The sequence below is a fragment of the Pantoea sp. B65 genome, from assembly GCF_047308185.1.
Lineage (GTDB): Bacteria > Pseudomonadota > Gammaproteobacteria > Enterobacterales > Enterobacteriaceae > Erwinia.
On sequence record NZ_JAHXPU010000045.1, the window covers coordinates 358,354 to 381,982 of the forward strand.

The 23,629-nt window shown below is 56.5% G+C and carries 21 protein-coding genes; 15 read left to right on the forward strand and 6 right to left on the reverse strand.

What is annotated here, in order from left to right; genetic code table 11:
• The first annotated feature begins 38 nt into the window (after positions 1–38).
• Genes JWF83_RS25735 through JWF83_RS25750 form a run of 4 tightly spaced genes read left to right on the forward strand, consistent with a single transcriptional unit; the run spans position 39 to position 3,388 of the window.
• Positions 39–959 carry an ABC transporter permease gene (locus tag JWF83_RS25735; protein WP_413653352.1) on the forward strand — a complete coding sequence of 307 codons (921 nt, stop codon included), beginning with the start codon at positions 39–41 and terminating at the stop codon, positions 957–959.
• A complete protein-coding gene (locus JWF83_RS25740; RefSeq protein ID WP_413653353.1) occupies positions 959–1,822 on the forward strand; it encodes an ABC transporter permease in 864 nt (287 codons plus the stop codon). The genes JWF83_RS25735 and JWF83_RS25740 overlap by 1 nt, the downstream gene beginning before the upstream one ends.
• Positions 1,819–2,748 carry an ROK family protein gene (locus JWF83_RS25745; RefSeq protein WP_413653354.1) on the forward strand — a complete coding sequence of 310 codons (930 nt, stop codon included), beginning with the start codon at positions 1,819–1,821 and terminating at the stop codon, positions 2,746–2,748. The genes JWF83_RS25740 and JWF83_RS25745 overlap by 4 nt, the downstream gene beginning before the upstream one ends.
• 19 nt (positions 2,749–2,767) lie before the next feature.
• Positions 2,768–3,388 carry a glutathione S-transferase family protein gene (locus JWF83_RS25750; RefSeq protein WP_413653355.1) on the forward strand — a complete coding sequence of 207 codons (621 nt, stop codon included), beginning with the start codon at positions 2,768–2,770 and terminating at the stop codon, positions 3,386–3,388.
• Positions 3,389–3,401: 13 nt separating this feature from the next.
• Here the strand turns inward: JWF83_RS25750 and JWF83_RS25755 are convergent, their stop codons facing one another.
• The gene (locus tag JWF83_RS25755) at positions 3,402–3,695 is read right to left on the reverse strand and encodes a hypothetical protein (protein ID WP_413653356.1); all 294 of its coding nucleotides are present in this window, start codon (positions 3,693–3,695) and stop codon (positions 3,402–3,404) included.
• Positions 3,696–4,036: 341 nt separating this feature from the next.
• Here JWF83_RS25755 and JWF83_RS25760 point away from each other — a divergent pair, with 341 nt between their 5' ends.
• The 3 genes from JWF83_RS25760 to JWF83_RS25770 all read left to right on the forward strand — a co-directional run bounded on the left by JWF83_RS25760 (position 4,037) and on the right by JWF83_RS25770 (position 5,544).
• Positions 4,037–4,528 (forward strand): RrF2 family transcriptional regulator, encoded by a 492-nt coding sequence (locus JWF83_RS25760; protein ID WP_413653357.1) that lies wholly within the window; start codon positions 4,037–4,039, stop codon positions 4,526–4,528.
• A gap of 307 nt (positions 4,529–4,835) precedes the next feature.
• Entirely contained in the window at positions 4,836–5,360 is a 525-nt protein-coding gene (locus JWF83_RS25765) for a hypothetical protein (protein WP_413653358.1), read from the forward strand.
• Entirely contained in the window at positions 5,344–5,544 is a 201-nt protein-coding gene (locus JWF83_RS25770) for a hypothetical protein (RefSeq protein WP_413653359.1), read from the forward strand. Before JWF83_RS25765 ends, JWF83_RS25770 begins: the two co-directional genes overlap by 17 nt.
• 40 nt (positions 5,545–5,584) lie before the next feature.
• Here JWF83_RS25770 and oqxB read toward each other — a convergent pair whose 3' ends face one another.
• Together oqxB and JWF83_RS25780 are read right to left on the reverse strand one after the other, a co-directional pair.
• A complete protein-coding gene (gene oqxB / locus JWF83_RS25775) occupies positions 5,585–8,737 on the reverse strand; it encodes a multidrug efflux RND transporter permease subunit OqxB (protein WP_413653360.1) in 3,153 nt (1,050 codons plus the stop codon).
• Between the two features lie 23 nt (positions 8,738–8,760).
• Positions 8,761–9,948 carry an efflux RND transporter periplasmic adaptor subunit gene (locus tag JWF83_RS25780; RefSeq protein ID WP_413653361.1) on the reverse strand — a complete coding sequence of 396 codons (1,188 nt, stop codon included), beginning with the start codon at positions 9,946–9,948 and terminating at the stop codon, positions 8,761–8,763.
• Positions 9,949–10,288: 340 nt separating this feature from the next.
• Here JWF83_RS25780 and ynfE point away from each other — a divergent pair, with 340 nt between their 5' ends.
• The 8 genes from ynfE to JWF83_RS25820 all read left to right on the forward strand — a co-directional run bounded on the left by ynfE (position 10,289) and on the right by JWF83_RS25820 (position 17,702).
• Positions 10,289–12,727: a selenate/tellurate reductase subunit YnfE gene (ynfE, locus tag JWF83_RS25785; RefSeq protein WP_413653362.1), complete on the forward strand. Its 2,439-nt coding sequence runs from the start codon at positions 10,289–10,291 to the stop codon at positions 12,725–12,727.
• 10 nt (positions 12,728–12,737) lie between these two features.
• Positions 12,738–13,364, forward strand: coding sequence for a DMSO/selenate family reductase complex B subunit (locus JWF83_RS25790; protein WP_413653363.1), 627 nt, complete (start codon positions 12,738–12,740; stop codon positions 13,362–13,364).
• Complete coding sequence (locus JWF83_RS25795; protein ID WP_413653364.1) at positions 13,357–14,211, forward strand: DmsC/YnfH family molybdoenzyme membrane anchor subunit; 855 nt, start codon at positions 13,357–13,359, stop codon at positions 14,209–14,211. Before JWF83_RS25790 ends, JWF83_RS25795 begins: the two co-directional genes overlap by 8 nt.
• Before the next feature lie 41 nt (positions 14,212–14,252).
• A complete protein-coding gene (gene dmsD, locus JWF83_RS25800) occupies positions 14,253–14,900 on the forward strand; it encodes a Tat proofreading chaperone DmsD (RefSeq protein WP_413653365.1) in 648 nt (215 codons plus the stop codon).
• Between the two features lie 197 nt (positions 14,901–15,097).
• A complete protein-coding gene (locus JWF83_RS25805) occupies positions 15,098–15,454 on the forward strand; it encodes a helix-turn-helix domain-containing protein (RefSeq protein WP_413653366.1) in 357 nt (118 codons plus the stop codon).
• A 137-nt stretch (positions 15,455–15,591) separates the two neighbouring features.
• Positions 15,592–16,920 carry a glycoside hydrolase family 28 protein gene (locus JWF83_RS25810; RefSeq protein WP_413653367.1) on the forward strand — a complete coding sequence of 443 codons (1,329 nt, stop codon included), beginning with the start codon at positions 15,592–15,594 and terminating at the stop codon, positions 16,918–16,920.
• A 47-nt stretch (positions 16,921–16,967) separates the two neighbouring features.
• Positions 16,968–17,429, forward strand: a complete 462-nt coding sequence (locus JWF83_RS25815) for a ribonuclease domain-containing protein (protein ID WP_413653368.1) — start codon at positions 16,968–16,970, stop codon at positions 17,427–17,429.
• A gap of 3 nt (positions 17,430–17,432) precedes the next feature.
• Positions 17,433–17,702, forward strand: a complete 270-nt coding sequence (locus JWF83_RS25820) for a barstar family protein (RefSeq protein ID WP_413653369.1) — start codon at positions 17,433–17,435, stop codon at positions 17,700–17,702.
• Between the two features lies 1 nt (position 17,703).
• Here the strand turns inward: JWF83_RS25820 and JWF83_RS25825 are convergent, their stop codons facing one another.
• From JWF83_RS25825 to JWF83_RS25835, 3 genes are all read right to left on the reverse strand, one after another.
• Positions 17,704–20,121, reverse strand: a complete 2,418-nt coding sequence (locus tag JWF83_RS25825) for a virulence factor SrfC family protein (protein ID WP_413653370.1) — start codon at positions 20,119–20,121, stop codon at positions 17,704–17,706.
• Positions 20,118–23,102: a virulence factor SrfB gene (locus tag JWF83_RS25830; RefSeq protein ID WP_413653371.1), complete on the reverse strand. Its 2,985-nt coding sequence runs from the start codon at positions 23,100–23,102 to the stop codon at positions 20,118–20,120. Before JWF83_RS25830 ends, JWF83_RS25825 begins: the two co-directional genes overlap by 4 nt.
• Positions 23,103–23,104: 2 nt before the next feature.
• On the reverse strand, positions 23,105–23,629 hold a 525-nt coding region (locus tag JWF83_RS25835), incomplete at its 5' end, for an SrfA family protein (RefSeq protein ID WP_413653372.1).

Consider the following 23,629-nt stretch of genomic DNA (forward strand, 5'->3'; position numbering starts at 1 on the left):
CAGCAAACCGCTCCGCCTGACCTGTGCCGGAGAGTGGGATGAAAGCTTACGTCATCAAAAAAATCCTCGCGTTGCCGCTGATTCTGATCGGCGTGTCGATGATTATTTTTATAGCCATCCGCGCCTTGCCTGGCGATCCGGCGCGTCTGATGGCCGGGCCTGAAGCACCACAGGAGGCGGTGGACCATATGCGTAGCCGACTGGGGCTGGATCAGCCGCTGCCGCTACAGTATCTGCACTTTGCTGCCGGCATGCTGCACGGCGATCTCGGCACATCGCTGAAATCCGATCGGCCGGTGATGGGCGAAATCGCTGAGCGCCTGCCCTATACGCTGGCACTGGCGGTGCTCTCTTATCTGCTGGCGATTCTGTTGGGTATTCCGGCGGGGATGATCGGCGCGGTGTATCGCAACCGCAGCCCGGACCATCTGGTGATGCTGCTGGCGATTGCCGGGGCGTCGATTGCCAATTTCTGGCTGGCGCTAATGGCGATGAACACCTTCTCGGTACAGCTTGGCTGGCTGCCGCTGCTGGGCGCGGAGTCGTGGAAAAGTTACATTATGCCCACCGTCTGTCTGGCGATTTTGCCGATGGCGGTGATGGCGCGCATGACGCGTTCCAGCATGATCGACGTGCTGTCCGAGGATTATATCCGCACCGCGCGCGCCAAAGGGTTATCGCCGGGGCAGGTCTACTGGCGTCATGCGCTGCGCAACGCCATGATCCCGATTGTGACCATTATTGCGCTGAATTTCGGCAGCCTGATTGGCGGCGCGGTGGTGACCGAGTCGGTGTTTAACTGGCCGGGAATTGGCCGCTTACTGGTGGATTCGGTGCGTTACCGCGACTACCCGGTTATCCAGGGGGTGACGCTGATTGCCGTTTCCGGGGTAGTCATCATGAACCTGCTGGGCGAAATTGCCATTGCGTTGCTCAATCCCAAAATAAGGTTCGATTAATGGATATCAGCAATGTGGAACCGTTAAAACCGCATCGGTTTATCCGATTATTACGCTGGCTGTGCCGTCATCCGGCGATTACCTTTGGCGCACTGCTGGTGGGCTTAATTGTGCTGATGGCGCTGCTGGCGCCGCTGATCGCCCGCCACGATCCCTATGAGCAGGATTTAATTAATACCTTAATGCCGCCTGGGGCCGATCACTGGTTTGGTACCGATGATTACGGACGCGATATTTTCGCGCGGATTGTCTACGGCGCCCGCATCTCGGTATTTGAAGTGCTATTAAGTGTCGGCTTATCGCTGGCGATTGGTGTACCGCTGGGGGTGACGGCGGGCCTGGCCGGACGCTATATCGATCAGGGCATTATGTGGGTAATGGATGTGCTCTTCGCTTTTCCGGGGATTGTGCTGGCGATTCTGATTGTCAGCGTACTGGGTGACGGCCTGCTGAATATGCTGATCGCCATCGCCATTTTCTCGATCCCGGTGTATGCCCGGCTCAGCCGTAACCTGACGCTAAGTCTGAAAAGCATGGAGTATGTGGAGGCGGCGCAGGCGCTGGGAATTGGCTACTATCGTATTGTGGTGCACTACATTTTGCGCAATGCCATCGGGCCGATTATCGTGCAGTCAACCTTAACCGCAGGCACCGTGGTGCTTGCCGCGGCCAGCCTGTCATTTCTTGGTCTTGGCGTACAACCACCGATGCCGGAGTGGGGCACCATGATGAGCGATGGCCGTAATTTCCTCGGCGTCAGTATTGGCCTGTCGCTATTTCCCGGGCTGGCGATTGTGCTGTCGGTGTTGGGATTCAATGTGCTGGGCGACGGCCTGCGTGATCTGCTGGATAAGCGCTCATGAGCAACGCGGTGGTGTGCCTGGATATTGGCGGCTCATTTATTAAATCCGGACTGTCAGTACATGCGGGCAGTGTGACGCCGCTGGCAACCGTGCCAATGCCGGTCGACAGCTGGCAGGGGTTTTGCGCGCAGCTGCTGCAGCTGTTGCAGCGCTTGCCGGTTGATGCGCAATCAGCGCTGGCGATCTCCACTGCCGGTCTGGTTGCCGCAGCGAGCGGAGAGGTGTATGCCAGCAATATTCCGGCCTTTCACCGGCGTTGCGTGGCGCAGGAACTGGCAATATTGCTGAAGCGTCCGGTATTTATCGCCAATGACGCTGACTGTTTTGCCCTGGCGGAGTCAGTCAGCGGCCGCGGCGCGGGCGAGCGTATGGTCTTTGCCGCCATTCTGGGTAGCGGCGTTGGCGGCGCTCTGGTGATTGATGGACGGATTGTCAGCGGCGCCGGTGAGTGGGGCCATGGACCGATTACCCGCACTGAATTGACGGTTGCCGGGCAACGCTGGTCGTTGCCGCGTATCGCCTGTGCCTGCGGGCAGAAAGGCTGCCTGGATACCTTTGGCGGTGCGCGCGGGATGGAGCGCCTGCATCAGCAATTGCATCACCAGAAACGTAACAGCAAAGCGATTGTCGCTGACTGGCATCGGGGCGACAGCCTGGCGCGGCAGACCATCGCTATCTGGTGCGAACTGGTCAGCGAACCGCTGGGCTGGCTGGCCAATCTGACCGGCGCCGGGCGCATTGTGGTTGGCGGTGGACTGGCTTCGGAGCCGGCGCTGATCGCGCTGCTGGACCAGCGGGTCAGACAACTGATGCTGCGTAAGCTAAGCACGCCGCTGGTGCTCCCCGGCATGTTTGCCGAAAATGGCGGCCTGATTGGCGCATCGGTTCTGGGGCACCGTGCGGATCGGGTCATCGCAACGGTTTAATCGATACTGAGGTCATAATATGAATGATAAACAGAATGTTACGCAGTTATACGGCGCGACAGGATGTGGTTCAGCGATTACTGAAATCATGTATACCCTGGTCGGCGAGTCTTATCAGTTTATTGATGTTAGCGGCTTTGAACAGCCTGGCAGCGCGCGCAACCGGCTGTTGCAGATCAATCCGCTGGCGCAGGTACCGGCGCTGCAATTAGCCGATGGCAGGGTGATAACCGAAAGCGCCGCCATTGCGCTGCTATTGCTGGATCGCCATCCGCAGCTGGTGCCCGCCGACCGTACGCGTTTTTACCATCTGCTTATCTGGCTGGTGGCGAATGTCTATCCCACATTTACCTATGGCGATGTCACCACGCGCTGGACGCTGCTCGGGGAACGTGAGCTGCTTGCCAGTACCGAAAACTATCGCCAGCAGCTGTGGCGATGGCTGGAGAGCCAGATTGAAGAGGGGCCGTACCTGTTTGGCACCCAGATATCGCTGCTGGATGCTTATCTGGCGGTAATGGTCTCCTGGCGACCACGGCAGGCATGGTTTGCTGAGCATACGCCAAAACTGATGGCGATCGCCCGCCGGGTACGGGAACTGGAGAATATCCGGCCAATTATTGCGCGTAATCAACTGTAACCTGGCCGGGGAGTTATTCGGGTTTGCCTTGGGTCAATGGCGCCGAACGCCAGTCAGCCTGCCACTGGCTGGCGGGAGCCTGCCGGGCAAAAAAACCTCTGGCGATCATCAGGCTGAAAACAATACTGGCGACGTACAGGGCGAGAAACGCCACACCCCAGGGCAAATTATTGATCAGCGCATGGGGCCATGAAAGGGGTAAACCCTTTACCATCACGTCATAAATCGCCGCGCCGCAGATGACGACTGCACACAAAGCAAGTGCGCAGGAAGAAACGGCGGTATAAATAGATTTTATTGATTTCATCTTTTTTGGCTCCAACCCTGAATGAAGATTACCCTGGTGAATTTGCGGCCAATATACGCGCATAAATTGTTTGTATATTGACCATAATCAACAACCGCAACGGCGCCGGCAAATTTGTTAATTTTAAACGTGAATTAAGTTTTGGCGGAATGTGATGTGCATCACTAAAGGCGTCAGTGGCAGTAAAATCGCCCGCCGCAGGGGAGATGAATGATGAATATGTGCCTTGCGCAACAGGGCTTGCTTCTAAAAAGCAACAGTGTTTGTTATATTATTGCTCATTGATTATTCACAGCAACGGCGCCAACAAAAATAAGATTCGCCGAACCCAGGATGACAGTATGTTAGATTACCGCTTCCCGACAGCTTTGCAGATGGTTCTCAGCGTAGCGATGGCGGAGCAATTGGGTAAACGTTCGACCAGTGCCATTCTGGCCTATGGTCTGGAGGCTAACCCAAGCTTTATCCGGAAACTGATGGTACCGCTGACCCGCGATGGCATTATTCTTTCCACTCTTGGTCGTAACGGCTCGATTCACCTTGGCCGGCCGGCAGAGGAAATTACCCTGCGTGATATCTACTGCTCGGTAATTGAAGATAAGCGAATCTGGGCAGCGCGCCCGGAAGTCGCCGCGCGTTGCGTGGTCAGCGCCAATGCCTGCTGGTATTTTAAATCGATTGTTGATGAAGCCGAGCAGGCGTCGCTCAATGTACTGGCCAGCCGCACGCTGGCGGATGCGCTGGCTGAACTGCGCAAAGGGGATACCAGTGGCTGTATGGATCTGCTGGAACCTGATGTGGTACTCAATGAGTGCAAAAAAACGGGCCGTTAAGCTGGCGGCCTGTACCCCCCTGTTATTACCCACAGAGTCACTTCTGTTTCCTCTCTGATTCTCTCCCTCGGTCGGATGTCGCCTGCTGTTATGTTCTGGTTGCGGCGAGTCGCGCATAAGCGGGTTAACGTCCGGTGATTACATTTTTTTATCCCGAGAGTTCGCACAATCCTGGCAGCAACAGCAAGACAATGCCGGGCACTGCCGGTATGTTTTGCCTGGCGGAAGCGCAGAAGCGCACAGGAAACGCTGGCAGCTGGCGGATCGATTGACCGCTGCGCTGTAATCACGCAAGGAGAGCCCCCTGATGAGCGAGATAAATTACCCGCCGGTCTTTACCCTCAATACTGACTATGGTCAGCCTTATATCGTGGCAAAATTTAGCGTCGGCAATACGCCTTTTGCGATAGTTTTTAATGAAATTCTTACGCAAACAGTGATGCATTCTAAGCAGTATCATATTCATCTGCCGCCGTTCTGCTTTCCGTTGAACGGCATGATAGAAATTTTCTTCGATATGCTTGATAAACAAGGTTTTATTAACTTCGGTGCTTTTCAGCATCTCACGCCATCCGGCGTCAATCCGGTGACCTTTTTGAAGGTTGCCGGGTTAATCAGGCTTCATTATACTGCCCGCAAACCTGGTGGTTATTTGTTCTATGCGGCGCGATCCTCAGTCAACAGAGTGAGCGATCTGAAAGCCGTTTATGATCGGCTATTAGGTTTCGGAGCAAAGCGCAACCGACAGTTTGCCCGGCGCTATATACCGGCAGGCTGGCAGGTTTACAATGGGATATGCAGGGACGGGAGGGGATATGTCATCATCTGTTAACGACATGGAATACAATCCGATTATGGCGCGTCAGCGGCTTATCATGCAGCGTGTTTTATCAAAACTGGTGCCGGCTATGCTGGAAGCGGGCGAACTGGAGGAACTGGAAGACGGAAGATTAATTGTGGGTAAGAACTTTAAAAATGCGAAGTTACCGTCACGCCGCTCATTCAACATTCCGTAATAAAAAAGGCCCGTCAGGGCCTTTTTAGTGCAGCCATTACTCAGGCGGTTTGCGTTTCCGTAGCCACATTTTTCCGCGTCACCAGTTTACGCAGCGTGACATAGAATACCGGCGTCAGGAACAGACCGAACAGCGTTACCCCCAACATGCCGGAGAATACGGTAATCCCGGTCACGCCGCGCACTTCGGCACCGGCGCCATGGCCGAGAATCAGCGGAATGGTGCCGGCGATAAAGGCGATAGACGTCATCACAATCGGGCGCAGACGCAGACGGCAGGCTGCCAGCGCCGACTCGACAATACCTTTCCCCTGAAGCTCCAGTTCGCGGGCGAACTCGACAATCAGAATGGCGTTCTTACAGGCCAGCCCCATCAGTACCACTAAACCTACCTGCACAAACACATTATTATCGCCGCCGGTCAGCCAGACGCCAAACAGCGCCGACAGCATGGTCATCGGTACAATCAGGATCACCGCCAGCGGCAGGGTCCAGCTCTCATACAACGCCGCCAGCACCAGGAACGCCAGCAGCACCGCCACCGGGAAGACAATCAGCGCGCTGTTGCCCTGGGTTGACTGCTGATAACTCAGATCGGTCCATTCGATATTCATGCCGTTTGGCAGCAGGCTGGCCGCCAGAGCAGCGATACCGTTCATCGCCTGGCCTGACGACAGCACGCGCGGATCGGCATCGCCAATCAGATCCGCTGCCGGGTAGCCGTTATAACGGATCACCGGGTCCGGACCATAGGTGGTGGTGATATGTACCATGCTGCCAATCGGCACCATTTCACCCTGGTCATTGCGGGTGCGCAGATTGGCGATATCCTCCACGCTGTCACGGAACTGACCGTCCGCTTGCGCCATCACTTTCCATGTACGGCCAAAACGGTTGAAATCATTAACATAGGACGAGCCGAGGTAGGTTTGCAGGGTACTGAACAGCTCATTCAGTGGCACACCCTGCGCTTTGGCTTTATCACGATCGATCTGCGCATCCAGCTGTGGAACATTAGCCTGATACGAGGAGATCGGGAAGTGCATGCCTGGCGTCTGCATTATTGCACCGGAGAGGGTATTAATCGCGGTTTGTAGCGCGCCGTAACCGAGTCCGTCACGATCCTGCACATACAGCGAATAACCGGAACCCTGACCGAGACCGAGAATCGGCGGCGGCATAATCGAGAAGGCGAAACCCTGCTGGATCTGACTGATCCTGGCATTAATTTCCGCGTTAATTTCCGCCGCGCTGTGCTTACGCTCAGCAATCGGTTTCAGCACGAAAAACACCGTACCGGTATTCGGCGTATTGGTGAACTGCAACGCGTTCAGGCCCGGGAAGGAGACGGCATAAGACACGCCCTCGGTCTCCATGCCCATCTGGCTGATTTGACGCACTACCGTATCAGTACGCGCCAGTGACGAACCTTCCGGCATTTTAACGCCGCCAATCAGATACAGCTTGTCCTGCGTCGGTATAAAACCGGCGGGCACGGTTTTAAACATCACTGCGGCGGCGACCAGCAGCAACAGATAGACGACAAATACCGCGCCGCGCCGGCCAAGAATCTTCGCCACCCGGCTTTGATAGGCGTCCGAGCTGCGATGGAAGAAGCGGTTAAACGGTCGGAACAACCAGCCGAACAGACGATCGATCAGCCGGGTCGGCATATCTTTCGCCGCGTCGTGAGGTTTCAGCAACAGCGCCGCCAGTGCCGGTGATAAGGTCAGTGAGTTAATCGCTGAGATCACCGTTGAGATGGCGATGGTAACGGCAAACTGTTTGTAAAACTGCCCGGTGACGCCGGAAAGAAACGCCATTGGCACAAATACCGCGCAGAGCACCAGCGCAATGGCGATAATCGGCCCGGATACTTCGCGCATCGCCTGATGGGCAGCGGCCAGCGGCGTCAGACCCTCCTCGATATTCCTCTCGACGTTCTCCACCACCACAATGGCGTCATCCACCACAATCCCTATCGCCAGCACCAGCCCAAACAGGCTGAGGGTATTTAGCGAGAAGCCGAGCAGATAGAGCACGCTAAAGGTACCAATTACCGATACCGGCACTGCCAGCAGGGGGATCACCGAGGCGCGCCAGGTTTGCAGAAACAGAATCACCACCAGCACGACCAGCACGACCGCTTCCAGCAGGGTCTGCACCACCGCGCGGATCGAGTCGCGCACAAAGATTGTCGGGTCGTAAGGCGCCTGCCACTGCATGCCGTCCGGGAAGCGGGTCGCCAGTTCAGCCATTTTGCTGCGTACCGCATTGGAAAGATCAATCGCGTTAGCCCCAGGCGACTGGAAGATACCGATACCGACGGCATCCTGGTTATTAAGCTGTGAACGCAATGCATAACTGCCGGAGCCCATTTCAATGCGAGCCACATCGCGCAGACGCACAATTGAGCCTTCAGCGGTGGTTTTCAGAATAATATCGCCAAACTGCTCTTCGTTCTGCAGACGACCTTGCGCATTTATCGATAGCAGAAAGTCGCTCTGGTTCGGCATCGGTTCGGCGCCCAGCTGTCCGGCGGAGACCTGTACGTTCTGCTCCTGCATCGCTGAAACCACATCAGACGCCGTCAGTCCGCGGGCGGCGACTTTATTCGGATCCAGCCAGACACGCATCGCGTATTCACCGGCGCCGAAAATCTGAATCTGGCCGACGCCCGGCAGACGGGCTAACTCATCCTTGACCTTCAGCGTGGCGTAGTTACGCAGATACAGCGAATCATACTTACCGGAAGGAGAGGAGAGATGGACCACCAGCGTCATGGTTGATGACTGCTTCTGGGTGGTGATGCCGAGACGGCGCACATCTTCCGGCAAACGCGCTTCGGCCTGCGCGACGCGGTTCTGAACCTGGACCTGCGCCTGATCGGCATCGGTGCCCGGGCGGAAGGTCACGGTAGTCACCATCACGCCGTCAGAACCGGCCACTGATTTCATATACATCATGCCTTCCACGCCGTTAATCGCTTCCTCCAGCGGCGTCGCCACGGTCTCCGCAATCACTTTCGGGTTGGCGCCAGGATATTCGGCGCGCACCTGCACACTCGGTGGTACCACATCCGGATATTCACTCACCGGCAGCAGCGGAATCGAGATTAGCCCGGTCACAAAAATCAGGATCGACAGCACCGCCGCGAAGATCGGTCGGTCGATAAAAAAGCGGGAAAAGTCCATCTGTCAGGATTCTCTGGTTGGCATCAGTTAACGGCAGGAGTGCCGGTGCTGGCGGTCATCGCCACCGTTTTGGCATTCACCGGCATACCCGGCATAAACACCTTTTGCAGTCCATTGGTAATCACTTTGTCGCCCGCCTGCAGACCCTTTTCGACAATTCGCAGACCATCCGCCAGGCGACCGATTTCAATATCACGCCGCTGCGCTTTACCTTGCGCATCCACCACATAGACAAATTTGCGATCCTGGTCGGTCAGGATGGCTTTATCGTCAATCAACAGCGCACTGAACTCAGCGCTGCCTGGCAGACGCACCCGGGCAAACAGCCCCGGCGTAAAGCGGCGGTCACGATTATCGAACAGGGCGCGCATCCGGATGGTACCGGTGCCCGGGGTCAGCTGATTATCCAGAAAATCGACGTTGCCCTGATGCGGATAGCCCTGTTCGCCAACCAGTCCCATTTCTACCGGCAGCGCACTCTGTTGCTCACTGGCTGCCTGGCCGGCGCGCGCCAGACCCTGATAGCGCAGGAACGTCGCCTCATCAATATCGAAATAGACATACACGGTATTCTGGGAAACCACGGTGGTCAGCACGCTGGCGCTGTCACCGGCAGTGACCAGATTACCCTCAGTAATCATGGCGCGACTGGCGCGGCCATCAATCGGCGCCGTGACTTTGGTAAAATCGAGATTCAACTGCGCCATATCGACGGCGGCCTGCGCGGCCAGCACATCGGCCTGCGCCTGTGAGGCTGCTGAGCGTCGCTGTTCCCACATCTCTTTTGATACCGCCTGGCTGCTAATCAGTTTTTCCGTACGGCCTGACTCACTGCGTGCGAGATTCGCCTCGGTACGGGCGCGCACCAGCTCCGCCTGTGCCTGCTCCAGCGCAGCGCGGTAAGTGCGATCGTCAATGGTGAACAACAGCTGACCTTTTTTCACCTCCTGACCTTCGCGGTAATTAACCTGATTGATATAGCCGGAAACGCGCGGACGTAGCTGGACACTTTGCACCGCTTCGATGCGGCCATTAAAAGCATCCCACTGGCTGACCGGTTTAATCACCACATCTGCCGCACTGACCGCAGGGGCTGGCGGCGCGCTGTTTTGCGCCGCACTGTTATCACAGCCATTCAGCAGAGTAATAAGCAGCGCGGTCCCGAGCAGTCGCTGCCCGTAAATAATCAAAGGTGTTTGCAGGCTTAACATTATTATTTCCCCGGTTAATGAGGCGGGTATCACGCGCCTGAAGTGTGTCCATTGCCAAAAATAAAGTATCGATGATGGATACATTTATTCGGGCGATTGTAGGGAGGTGCAAAATTAACTGCAAGAATTACTGATACACTTTATGTGCTGTTTTAGTTGCAAGGAATGAGCTGCAATCACCGTCAACTTGACCAATGTTAAGAAAAACCACACTAACAAAGAGGAAACTGGTTGCTATCCGGGGGCGACCATTCGCTGAATGGTATTGATTCCCATTGTTTATTTTCGCCAAAACCAGAAATCGTTTCCCGACAGCGGAAGCGGCGTCATGGAGTGAACCGTGTCGAAACAACCCTTCAATACCGGCATCAGTCGCCGTACGTTAATCAAAGCCACCGGCCTGGGCGGCCTGGCGCTGGCAGCATCACAAATTTCCCTGCCGTTTGGTTTGCATCCGGCTGCGGCTGCAGTCGGTTCTGTTATCAGCGGGGAAGCCGATCGCGTGGTATGGGGAGCCTGTTCGGTTAACTGCGGCAGCCGTTGCGCCTTGCGGCTACATGTGCGCGACAATGAGGTTTTCTGGGTGGAAACCGACAATACCGGTCAGGATAGTTATGGCGATCATCAGGTGCGCGCCTGCCTGCGTGGGCGTTCTATTCGACGCCGGATGAACCATCCGTACCGCCTGAATTATCCGATGAAGCGCGTGGGTAAACGTGGCGAAGGGAAGTTTGAGCGTATCTCCTGGCAGCAGGCGCTGGACAGTATCGCCGGTTCACTGCAGCAGGTGATCGCCAAATACGGCAACGAAGCGGTCTATATTAACTACGCTTCCGGGATTGTCGGCGGCAATATTACCCGCTCTTCGCCATCGGCTTCGCTGGTAACGCGGCTGATGAACTGCTGTGGCGGTTCCCTCAATCAATACGGTACTTACAGTACGGCGCAAATTGCCTGCGCCATGCCCTATACCTATGGCAGCAACGAAGGCAACAGCACCTCAGATATCGAAAACAGTAAACTGGTGGTGCTGTTCGGCAATAACCCGGCGGAAACCCGCATGAGCGGCGGCGGCATTACGTATTATCTGGAGCAGGCCAGAGAGCGCTCCAATGCACGCATGATTGTTATTGACCCACGCTACACCGATACCGCCGCCGGACGTGAAGATGAGTGGATCCCGATTCGCCCTGGCACCGATGCCGCGCTGGTGGCCGGGCTGGCGCATGTGCTGATTAGCGAAAACCTCGTCGACCAGCCATTCCTTGATAAATATTGCGTTGGCTATGATGCCACCACCTTGCCAGAAGGCGCGCCGCGCAACGGAGACTATAAAGCCTGGATTCTGGGCGCCGGCAATGACGGCATCGCCAAAACACCCGCCTGGGCGGCACAGATCACCGGTATTCCGGCCGATCGCATTATCAAACTGGCGCGCGAGATTGGCAGTACCAAACCGGCCTGCATCGTACAGGGCTGGGGGCCACAGCGTCAGGCCAACGGTGAACTGACGGCACGCGCCATCGCCATGCTGCCGATTCTCACCGGCAATGTTGGCATTAACGGCGGGAACAGCGGGGCACGCGAATCCACCTATACCATTCCCATCGAACGCATGCCGGTACTGGACAATCCGGTGAAGGCCAGTATCTCCTGTTTTACCTGGACCGACGCCATTCTGCGCGGGCCGGAAATGACGGCTACCCGCGATGGGGTACGCGGCAAAGATAAACTGGACGTGCCGATTAAGTTTATCTGGAACTATGCTGGTAATGCGCTGATTAATCAGCACTCCGATATCAATCGCACCCACGATATTCTGCAGGATGACAGCAAGTGTGAAATGATCGTGGTGATCGAGAACTTTATCACCGCCTCGGCGAAATACGCCGACATTTTGCTGCCGGACCTGATGACCGTCGAGCAGGAAGATATCATTCCGAATGATTACGCCGGCAATATGGGCTACCTGATCTTTATCCAGCCGGCGACCACGCCGAAGTTTGAACGTAAACCTATCTACTGGGTAATGAGTGAGGTGGCGCGTCGTCTTGGGCCAGAGGTCTATGCGCGCTTTACCGAAGGACGCAGCCAGCAGCAGTGGCTGAAATACCTGTATGGCAAAATGCAGGCGAAAGATCCGCTGTTGCCGGGTTATGAAGAGCTGAAGGCAATGGGGATCTACAAACGTAAAGATCCCGATGGCCACTATGTCGCCTATAAAAAGTTCCGCGAGGATCCGCTGGCCAATCCGTTAAAAACCCCATCCGGCAAAATTGAAATTTACTCTGCCCGCCTGGCCGCTATTGCCAGTAGCTGGGAACTGAAACAGGGCGAAGTGATCAGCCCGTTACCGATCTATGCCTCCACCTTTGAGGGCTGGGATGCGCCGGAACGCCGTCAGTTTCCGCTGCAGCTGTTTGGCTACCACTATAAGGCGCGCACCCACTCCTCTTACGGCAATATTGATGTACTGCAGGCGGCCTGCCGCCAGGAGGTGTGGATCAATCCACTGGACGCACAGCCGCGCGGCATCGTTAATGGCGACCAGGTGCGGGTGTTTAACGGACGCGGAGAGATGCGCATCGAGGCAAAAGTCACCCCCCGTATTATGCCTGGGGTAGTGGCCATGGGACAGGGCGCCTGGCACCAGGCCGATATGAACGGCGACCGCATCGATCATGGCGCCTGTGTTAATACCCTGACAACCCAGCGACCTTCGCCACTGGCAAAAGGCAATCCGCAGCATACCAATCTGGTCGAAATGGAAAAGGTATAGGGAGCAATAAATGGCGACGCAATATGGTTTTTTTATCGATTCCAGCCGCTGTACCGGCTGTAAAACCTGCGAGCTGGCGTGTAAGGATTATAAGAATCTGAGCCCTGAAGTTAATTTCCGGCGTATCTATGAGTACGCCGGCGGCAGCTGGCAGCAGGATGGGGGTGTCTGGCACCAGGATGTCTATTCCTACTACCTGTCGATTGCCTGCAACCACTGTGCGGATCCGGCCTGTACCCAGGTGTGCCCCAGCGGGGCGATGCATAAGCGGGAGGATGGCTTTGTGGTGGTTGATGAAGAGGTTTGCATTGGTTGCCGCTATTGCCAGATGGCCTGCCCGTATGGCGCGCCCCAGTACAACGAGCAAAAAGGGCATATGACCAAATGCGATGGCTGCTATTCGCGCGTGGCGGAAGGTAAGAAGCCGGTATGTGTCGAGTCCTGCCCGCTGCGTGCGCTGGATTTTGGCCCGATTGAGACCTTGCGACAGCAGTACGGCAATCAGGCGCAGATCGCGCCGTTGCCGGCGTCACATTTTACCCAACCGAGCATCGTGATTAAACCCAATGCCAACAGCCGTCCGAGTGGTGATACCAGCGGCTTTCTGGCCAATCCGAAGGAGGTGCAAAATGGGTAACGGCTGGCATGAATGGCCGCTGATACTGTTCACGGTACTGGGACAGTCGGTAGTGGGCGGCTTGATGGTCACCGGTCTGGCGTGGCTATTTGCCGCGCCGCGCCCTGAGCAACAGCGGGCGCTGGTCCGGGCAATGTTTTTTCTCTGGCTGATTATGGGGCTGGCATTTGTCGCTTCGGTGCTGCATCTCGGTTCGCCGCTGCGGGCGCTTAACTCGCTTAATCGTCTTGGCAGTTCGGCGTTAAGCAATGAAATTGCCAGCGGTTCGCTGTTTTTTGCCCTCGGCGGCCTGTGGTGGCTGGTAAGCATACTGGGGAAAATGCCGGCGCAACTCGGCAGAGTGTGGATGGCGATCGCCTTGCTGTCTGGGGTGCTGTTTGTCTGGGCGATGACCCGGGTTTATCAGATCGCTACCGTGCCGACCTGGCATAATGATTACACCACCCTGGGCTTCTTTTTCACCGCGCTGCTGGCTGGTCCGTTGCTGGGCGTGCTGTTGCTGCGGCTGGCGCGCTTTCCGCTACAAGGCCGCAATCTGGCGCTGCTTAGCGTGGCGGCACTGCTGGTCAGTCTCGCGGCGATCATCCTGCAAACCAGCGATCTGGCCTTTATCCACAATGCGCAGCAGCAGGCGGCGGCGCTGATACCTGACTATGCCATGTTGCAACTAGGGCGTGTGTTTCTGCTGGTCGCCGGACTCGGATGCTGGATCTGTCCGTTGGTGCGCCAGCGAACCCCGGCGCCAGCGGCATTACTGGCGGGATTTGTACTGGTAGTGGCGGGCGAAGTTATCGGCCGCGCACTGTTCTATGGTCTGCATATGACGGTGGGCGTCGCTGCGGCTTAGCTACAGCGTACTAACCCCACCGCGCTAACAAGGAAACCAGCATGTTTGTTGATAAGCAGCAGTATCTGGCGGCCGTTGCTATAAGCGGACGCGTACTTGGCGCACTATTCTACCACGCACCAGACAGCGAGCAGGTAGCACCACTATTGCGCATGCTGTCAGAGCCGGCATGGAGCCAGACATGGCCGCTGGCGCATCCGCAACTGATGCCATTATCCGTGAAGCTGGCGCAGGGGCAGGATCGACAATTGATGGCAGCCTGGCAGCGGTTGTTTATTGGGCCTGACGCGCTTCCGGCGCCGCCATGGGGTTCCGTGTGGCTCGATCGGGAAAGCGTGCTGTTTGGTGATTCACTGCTGCAACTGCGCAAGTGGATGAAACAGCATGGTATCCATTCCGGGCTGCGTCCCGGTGAGCCGGAGGATCATATCGGCGCGTTGCTGATGCTGGCGGCATGGCTGGCGGAAAACGGCCAACAGCAGCGTCTTGACGAACTGCTGGCCTGGCATCTGCTGCCGTGGGCCGATGCCTTCCTGCAGCTACTGATTGCCCGCGCCGGCCACCCGTTTTATCAGGCGCTGGGGCAGCTGACGCAGCTGACCCTGGCCGCCTGGCGCGCGGGAACGCGGATACCGGTGGTGCATAAAACCCTCTATTTTCAACCGCGCGACGCGGTTCCCCTCGCATAACCCTTTCGTTAAGCCAGGCAGCGGCCGCTCTGCTGCCTGGCTTAGTTCTCTCCTGAGGTAACTGGCCGTGCTGATATAGCCCCGCATGGCGCAGGGATTTAAATGCAATAATAAAACTTGCATTTAGTGTAAGGATCGCTCAGCATTAAAGTGTAACTGACATTATTGCTATTCGTCACCGCGACGGGAGAGAGAAGATGAGAAGTGATGCATTCATTCACGATCTGCTTGACTGGATCGACAATCATATTGAAGGGCGACTGGATCTCAACACCGTTTCTGAACGTGCTGGATACTCCAAATGGCACCTGCAGCGCATGTTTAAAGAGCATACGGGTCTGCCGCTGGGCGAATATATTCGCGCCGAAAAACTGAAAAAATCCGCTGACCGACTGACTAATAGCGACGAGCCGATCCTCAACGTGGCGATTTCACTCGGTTTTGATTCCCAACAGTCTTTTAACCGTAGCTTTAAACGCCAGTATGGTCAGGCGCCGGGCGCATGGCGCAGGACCGTCAGCCATGGTCAGCAGGCCGAATGCATGCACAGTTAATCCCACGCCAGGGCCGGGAAAATCCGGCCCGCGATGTGATTTTGTTCACAGCATTCGCCTCTCTGAGATAATGAAATGGCGTTTCAAAATTAATTATGGTGGGATAGCAGGCATTGTTTCTACCGGAAACCAATGACATGTACCTCTCCATAACCGCTTTTAATCCCGTCGCTGACGGTGAAACCCCGGACACTGACTGTTTCCAGCAGGCCATTGATACCGTCGCTGCCGCGGGGGGTGGCACGTTATCGATCGCTCCCGGACGTTATCTGCTCGGTTCCTTAGTTCTGCCATCCTATTTCTGTCTGCATCTTGAGGCTGGCGCGACGCTAATTGCCAGTTCCGATCTGCATGACTACCAGCATCTGGCGGCGCAGACCCATGCCGAGCTTTCACACCGGGTATTGCTGTATGCCGTTGGCCAGCAGCAGGTTAGTATCACCGGCCAGGGACGCATCTGGGGTAATGCCGACCGCTGGTTTGCCCGCGAGGCGGATGAGCAGGGGTATCGCCTGCCGCTGGCCGATCGGCCGCGGATGGTGGTGTTTGAAGCCTGCCGTCAGCTACGGTTGCGGGATTTCACCATTGAACATGCGCCGATGTGGACCGTGCATCTGGTTAGCTGTGAAAATGTGTGGGTGCAGGGGCTGCGTATTGATAACGATCTGACGATGGCCAATACCGATGCGCTGGATATTGATAGCTGTGAAAATGTGCATATCAGTGATTGTTATCTCAGTGCCGCCGATGATGGCATCTGCATCAAGACCACCGCTAAACCCGCCGGTTTGCGGCGCAAAACCCGCAATGTGACGGTGACCGGTTCGATTTTACGTTCCAACAGCTGCGCGCTAAAAATTGGCACCGAAACCTTTGATGATGTGGAGGATGTGGTGGTCAGCGGCTGCACTATTTTCGCCTCCAACCGCGGCATTGGCCTGCTGTGCCGCGATGGCGGTAGTTTTCGGCGCCTGATCTTCAGCAACATCACTTTTCAGTGTACCAGCGCGCCACCGGTACACTGGGGACGTTCGGATCCGATCTTTATCTCCGTGCGGCCACGTAACCCACAGATTGTGCCCGGCGTGGTGGAGTACGTGCAGTTCAGCAATATTACCGGCGTGGCGGAAGGGGCGATTAATCTGCACAGCGAGGTACGTGGGCAGATTCACCATATCAGTTTTCAGCATATCCTGATGCAGCAACGTCTCTCTGACCGCAGTGAACAGGGGTTCTATGATATTCGTCCGCCCTGTAATCCGGCGAACCCAACCGGTATGGGACTGGATAACGCCTGGGCGCTGAATCCCGCCAGCGGACGCGCCTGGGGGGTAGAACCTTATCCTGGCGGGTTGCCTGGCTTCTACGCCAGCGGCGTGAGCGAACTGTCACTGACCGGGGTTGAAATTGTGCGTCCGCAGCCGCTGCCGTCCGGCTGGAACCGGCAAAGCATTGTGATTGACTGATTTTACGCTGGTATAGTGGCGGACAGGAATGTCTGTCAGGTAAGGTTATGAGCAAAAGATTGTGGATCGCCGTGGCGCTGGCGATTGTGGCCGCAGTTGCGGGATTAAAACCGGGAACCCACTCCGTTACTGCGGTATCGACGTCCGCCCGATCGCAACCGGCGGTCAGCACCGATATCAGTGCGCTGACGGCTGAGCGCCGGGTGGTCAGCTATCTGCAACAACACCAGCGCCTGCCGGATTATTACATCAGCAAAAATCAGGCGCGGCGGCAGGGATGGCAACCGCAGGAAGGTAACTTATGCACCCGTTTGCCAGGAAAAGCGATTGGCGGCGACCGCTTCGCCAACCGCGAGGGGCGTTTACCACAACCGCCGGGACGTCAGTGGTACGAGGCGGATGTCAACTATCAGTGCGGGCATCGCACTGCCGACCGCTTAGTGTATTCCGGTGATGGGCTGATTTTTATTACCAGAGATCACTATCGCAGCTTTCAGAAGGTCCATTAAGCGATGCTGAATGTAACGCTCGATTTTCGCTATATTGTCGATTGCGCCGATTTCTACCGCCAGTTTGCGGCGAAATGCCTGCCTGGCGCGCAGTTTGGCGCGAATCTGGATGCGCTCTGGGATAGTGTTACCGCTGAAATGGCGTTACCGGCGCGCATCTGCCTGCGCCATCTGCCACAGCATGCCGACCATGCGCAGTTCAGCGCAATCATTACGACTCTGCAACAGGCCGAACAGGAGCTGGCCGGTCTGTTGCAGCTAAAAATTGATTAAATTACTCTTTGCCTTTAATCAACTGTACGATTTCCGCCAGTCGCTGACGCTGGGCGGTTTTTAACTCACTGGCGGCTGAATAACCGCTGTTCTGGACAATTAACGCATTCAGCCCCACCAGCCAGTCATAGATATAAAACGCCGTGGTATTGGCTGGCGCCGCGGATAAACGCGTCAGGCGCTGGGCCTGACCGAAGCTGACTGCCGGGGTAGCCGGTTGGGCAAAAATTTTCTGCCCGCGATTTATCCGACTGTCAGGCCGTTTCGCTTCACTCTGCTGCAGAAAACCGAGCCAGGCGACAAAGTCACCCAATACCGTCAGCGCCCGCGAAACCTGGCGATCGGTTTTCCCTTCACGGCTGGCGTTGCTGGCTTCGCTCTCGGTTAACATTTTACGCAGCGCATCGCCGATATTCAGGCGGAAGCTGGCGACAATCAGCTCTTCAACCAGCATCTGCAGGGTGGATTTACTGATATCCAGCAGTTCCAGCAGTGAGGCATTTTCCGGCAGATTGCGCAGATGGTTCACCCAATAGCGTTGTACCTGCCGGGCAAAATGGCTGTCATCATCAGGCGGACTGGCTTCTGTCGGAGAACTGAGCGGGGCGTCCGGCAGTTCACTGAACAGATCGATCTCAATACCGATGCCAAAATGGCTGTTATTGCTGGCCGGGGTATGGTTTTCGGCCGCCTGTTGCGGCTGTTGCAGATAGAGCCGACGCAGTTCATCGCGCGAAGGTTGCAGGCGTTCCAGCAGCTCGCCATGCAGACCGGTACGGGTTTGCAGCGCTTTTAACAATGTTTCGGCGATTTGCTGCTTTTTCTGCGTCTGTTGGGCATCGCTGTCGATATGGTGCCAGCTACCCAGCAGGTTATCCGCCACTTCGCGTTGCAACTCATGCAACTGCTGACTGACACGGGCGATCTTCACTTCCCGACGGACTTCACTCTCCAGCCAGCTGGCCATACGCTGAATGCCGCCGCGATCCAGCGCCAGCATCGAACCCCACATATCGCCCGGATTGCCGACGCGCCGCTGTACCGCCTCGTCGTGATTCTGTTGCTGAAAATGGCGCTGGTCGAAGGGGGTGATCGCCCAGATCAGTCCCGGTTTACGCCCGCTGCGCACCTCGGCGCTTTCGCCCTGAGTCTGTTTCACCCAGTAGTCGAGTGCTTTGCTGACGGCTTTCACTTCATTTCTGCTCCCCGCCGCGCTGCACACCATCAGTAAATTTATTGCCTGACGATCGCTGTAATACTCCAGCAGATAGCCGCGTTTAGCCTGTAACAGTTGTGCCGCCAGCGGGTTATGCTGGCGTGCGCGCTGGGCTTCCATCCGCTGCGATTCATCCAGCGGTTCGCCGTTGCCCGGAATATCCAACACGTCCGTCTGCTCAAATAACGCTTCGCGCGGAATCGACTGTAGCGGCAACAGCAGTTCCACGGTTAACAGCGCCAGCTCAGCGAGAGAAATATCCACCGCCTTACCTGCCCGGCCGCCGATGCGCGGGCTGACCTGAACATAGCGATCGTCCGCCATATTTAAGCTGGCAACCGCTGCCGGATTAAACAGGGCATCGGCTGGTAATTGCGCCTCATCGATTAACAGACTCAGCGGACCGAGCACTTTACTGGCGCCGGACAGATTTTGCAGCGTATGGGCCAGCTGGCGCCACAGGTTAGTGAGGGCGCTGTCGCCCCCCCACAGCAGCGCAAACAGTCGCGCACGATCGTCAATCGTCAGCCATGGGGCCAGTTCACAGGCCACCGGCCAGAAATGGCTGGCCAGCAATTTCTGCCGCGAAGCATCGTGGCGCAGCATAAAGTCCCAAATCACCACCATCTGATCGCTGGTCATACCGGCGACCGCTTCCGGTTGCCGGTGACGTTGCAGATTACTCAGTTGCTGTAACAGTTGTGCTTCATCAAAACCCGGCGCCGGTTGCTGCAGCGCGGCGCTCAGCACCATGCAGGTAACATCGGCTTCGTTAAACAGCGTCAGTTCAAACGGCCAGCTCTTATTTTTCACTTCCGCCAGCCGGCTGAAGCGCGTCACAATGCCGCAATCCTGATTACCCGGGTTGATATGGGTAAAGTAGTCGAGGGTTTTTCCCGCCATCACCGTTTCCAGGCGTTGCTGGGCATCGGCGACCATGGAGGTCAGCAGCCAGGCTTTACCGGCCTGCGACAGGCCATAAAAGGCGAGGGTGCTGGTCGAGGTTGCAGTGGCGTTGAGATGATGAGCCTGGTTGCGGCAGCGGCGCAATTTGGTTTTCAGACCTTCAGCTTCCATATCCAGACGCAATGCGCTGTTGCGGCTACTTTCCAGCCACGTCAGCGCCATGTCGATCCCTTCATTGACCGCCAGCAGCTGTTTACTCTGCTGGCTGACTAACTGTTTAGGCGTCGCGGCTCTCATTTCTTAAATACGCTCCCACTGTCGATCCAGTATTGTGCGGTGTTATTACCACTGCCGGATAAGGTGTTCAGACTCAGGCGTAAATGGTTTAGCGGAACCCGGGCGCCATCAGCGAGGCGGGCGTCGGCAATTTCAAAACGTTCCGGACTGCGCGGATCTTCACCCGGCACCACCGCCAGTTTGACGCGCAACACGCTGTCGCCGGCAATTTTACGCGCCAGAGCCTGATCGGTAATTGACAGACTGTACAGGGGTGAAGCAGGCCAGCGGTCATTATCCAGCTGACGGAAACCAAGGCATAATCCGCCACGGATCTGGAAGCTTGATTTACGGTCGAGGGTAAATTCCGCGTCGTCGAGATCAATATCACTGTAGTAGACATTGCTGCTGCTCAGCACATTATCGGCGTCCAGCATTCCCAGATAGCGGATGGTGGAATAGGGCTGGAAATCACCGGCTTTAAAATAAAAACTGGAGAGGCGCAGGTCGAGAGCCAGCAGGCAGAGCATGGCGCCGACGGCCGCGGTCGATTTCGGGTTGTCGATGCGGCCCAGCTTATTAAACGGATACCAGTCGCTGGTGTGGTAACCCTCCAGCGACAGAATACGGCTGTTCGGCAGCGGCTGCAGATGGCGAAACAGCGCCTGTACCCCCGGGAAACGCGACGGGCGTCCGGTTAACAGCAGTACATCGCAGGTATACAACGATACCACCTCGGCCATTGAGCGCAGGGTCTGCACAATGGTCATGCGGTTTGATAAAAACTCGCCATGTAACTTACTGAGTTTCAGGATTAGCGGCACCTGCAGAATATCGAAGGCGGTATTCGCACTCAGGGCGCGTTGCAGCTCGCCATTGATATACTCCAGCACTTTGCTGGTCGGCACCTGCAACAGCAACTCGGCAAAGCTGGCATCGATCTCGGCGCTACTGTCCAGCGGGTCAAAGCGCTCGTAGTTTTCCAGAATCGCCCGCGCCACCGGCATAAAGATCTGCAGCGTAACCTGCTGGCGCAGAGTGGACTGGGCATCAATCCGGCCATCGTGACCAAACAGTTTTGCCATCAGCACTTCAGGATTGACCAGCCCGGCTTTTTTCAGCGCATCCTGCAGCGCAGGCAGCACATACAGCTGGATGACATCGAGTAAAATATCGTCGCCAGCCACTTTAAAACCTTCGCGGAATAGCAGACGTGGATTGATTTTCACATTATGGCCAATGCCATCGTCGAGCGCGTACTGGGTGATCGCGAGGTCAGTGGTGCCGCCGCCGATATCAATCGAGGCAATGCGCAGGGTTTTACCCGGCGCTTCATCCTCAGCGCGCTGGCGATCGGGACGCGCCATGCTGGCGAAAAACGCTTCAGCCCGGCCGGCAAAATTGACCTGGGTTTCATTAAACAGGTAGACCATCTGACCACAGGTGGCTTCATCCCACTCCATCTGGACTTCCGGTACCGGCTTGTGACTTTTCGCTTTGTCGCCAGCGCTGCTGAACGGCTCATCGGCCGGATGCCAGCCCATGGCTTTCCATACCAGCGCAATCGCTTCGACCATGCGGCGGCGGAAAATCTCGCGTTCAGGTTTCGGCATCGCCGAAGGCAGCGTCAGAATAATATTACGCAGCTGACGCGGCGCATTGCTGTGCGGCATTTTCATCCGTTGCGCAGCGCTGTTGATCTGCATCAGCGCCTGCGCCAGCAGTTCCGACAGCATAAAACTCATCAGCGAACTGCGACTGTAGTGCGGGGAGAAGACCGGCAGGCGGTCATCAGCCGGCAGGGCATACAGCGGCTGGCCATCATCATTCAGCAGGGTCATCAGCGGCGCGGCGGTAGCCGGAACTTCATCACTGGTAACTCCGGCGGCCTGATTAAAGCGCCAGCCTGGCAGCCAGCTCTCTTCATCCCACAAATAGCGGCGTGGGCTGGAGATCCCGGTTGCGCCTTCGGTACCCAGACGTTGCAGCGCCATACGGCTGGCCTCACGCCCGGTACGGATCAGCGACGGCCAGACAAAGGCATTTTCCCGTCCGCTCTCCAGCGAGAAATTATCTTTGCCAAAGCGCGCCTGCGCAAACTCCACCCGGCTTTCAAACATCTCATTGTAGACATGGTGCGGCTGCGCCAGATCGCGCAGCTGGAGTTCATAGGTCTGCTTCAGTCCATTGCTTTCGTCGGCGTGATCTTCCACCAGAATACCGCAGGTGTGGGAGTTGCCGACATCAAGGATCAAATCGACATTCACTACCGGCTCCTGCAGGGTGGCGGTATGAATCTTAATCTCGTTGAGTTGCAGCTGGCTGCCGAGCAAATTCAGCACGTTGAGGTAGTGCGCCTGATATTCAAACTCTTTCAGGGCGACTTTGATACTTCCGGCGTGACGCTGCTCGCGCTCCACCGCCTGCTGGGTAAACACCTCGCGCAGCCAGCCGTCGATCCAGGTGAGATCGAGAAATTCGCTCAGCTCATGGTTACGCCACGCCAGGGAGAAATTAACCCCATTATTGGCATCGCTGGCGCTTAACGCCAGGTGCTCCAGTTCATGACCTTCCGGCCAGCACTGGGTATCGAACGCCAGACAGACACGATGGGTATGGCCTTCCTGGTCCGGGGTCTCCAGCTGGCAAATCTGCATGCGCGCCCAGTTTTCCGGGCCGCCAATAAAGTGACGCGGCGGGGTACAGCGTAATACCGGCAGCGGTAACCAGATATTTTCCAGCAGCGCCAGCGACTGCTCCAGCGCGAAACTCAGCTCTGGTTTCACCACTTCCGGCGCCTGACCACTGGCCATCCGCAGAACATATTTACCGCTTTTCGCCTCATGTTCGAGTAACAGCAGCGGGCCATTGGCGGTCTGCCGCACAAACTTGCCCGGCATATCCGCATCGAATGGCGCTTTAACGGCGAAATCAAGGAACTGGATACCGCTATCCTGAATCAGGGTTACTTTTTGATTAAAATCGCTAAGGGTCGCCAGCATAGTTACTTGTTCTCGCGTTTTATCGTCATCGGATAGACGGTATCTTTACCATAGTTGGCTTCGCAGGCTGCGATACCTGTTGCGTTCTGCTTACAGGTGATTTCCGGCATGGTATAGCGGCTGCCATCGCTGCAGCGTGCGGCATAACGGCTGTTGATCACCAGGTTACCCGAGCTCATTAAGCCCGCGGTAACATCGGCTTTGCAACTGATGCCATCGCCCTGAACAATACGTACTGTGCCTTTACCATTTTTCAATTGATACTTCAGGCCTGGCGGCTTGCCGGTTGGCAGGTTATTGATATTCAGAGTCACGCGCCAGGTGCCATCAAGGAACTTTGTCGTGCCGATTTTAACCGCGTCGGCTGGCATCACCAGCGCATCTTTACTCACCGCTACCGCCGGCTCTGCCGGAATAACATTCGCCAGCGGCGGAACCGGGGCGTCACTGGCTGCTGGCGGCGTGACCGCCTCGACGTGGGTGGCCGGTGCCAGCGGCAGGGTTGATTTTGCTTCAGTCACTGGCGG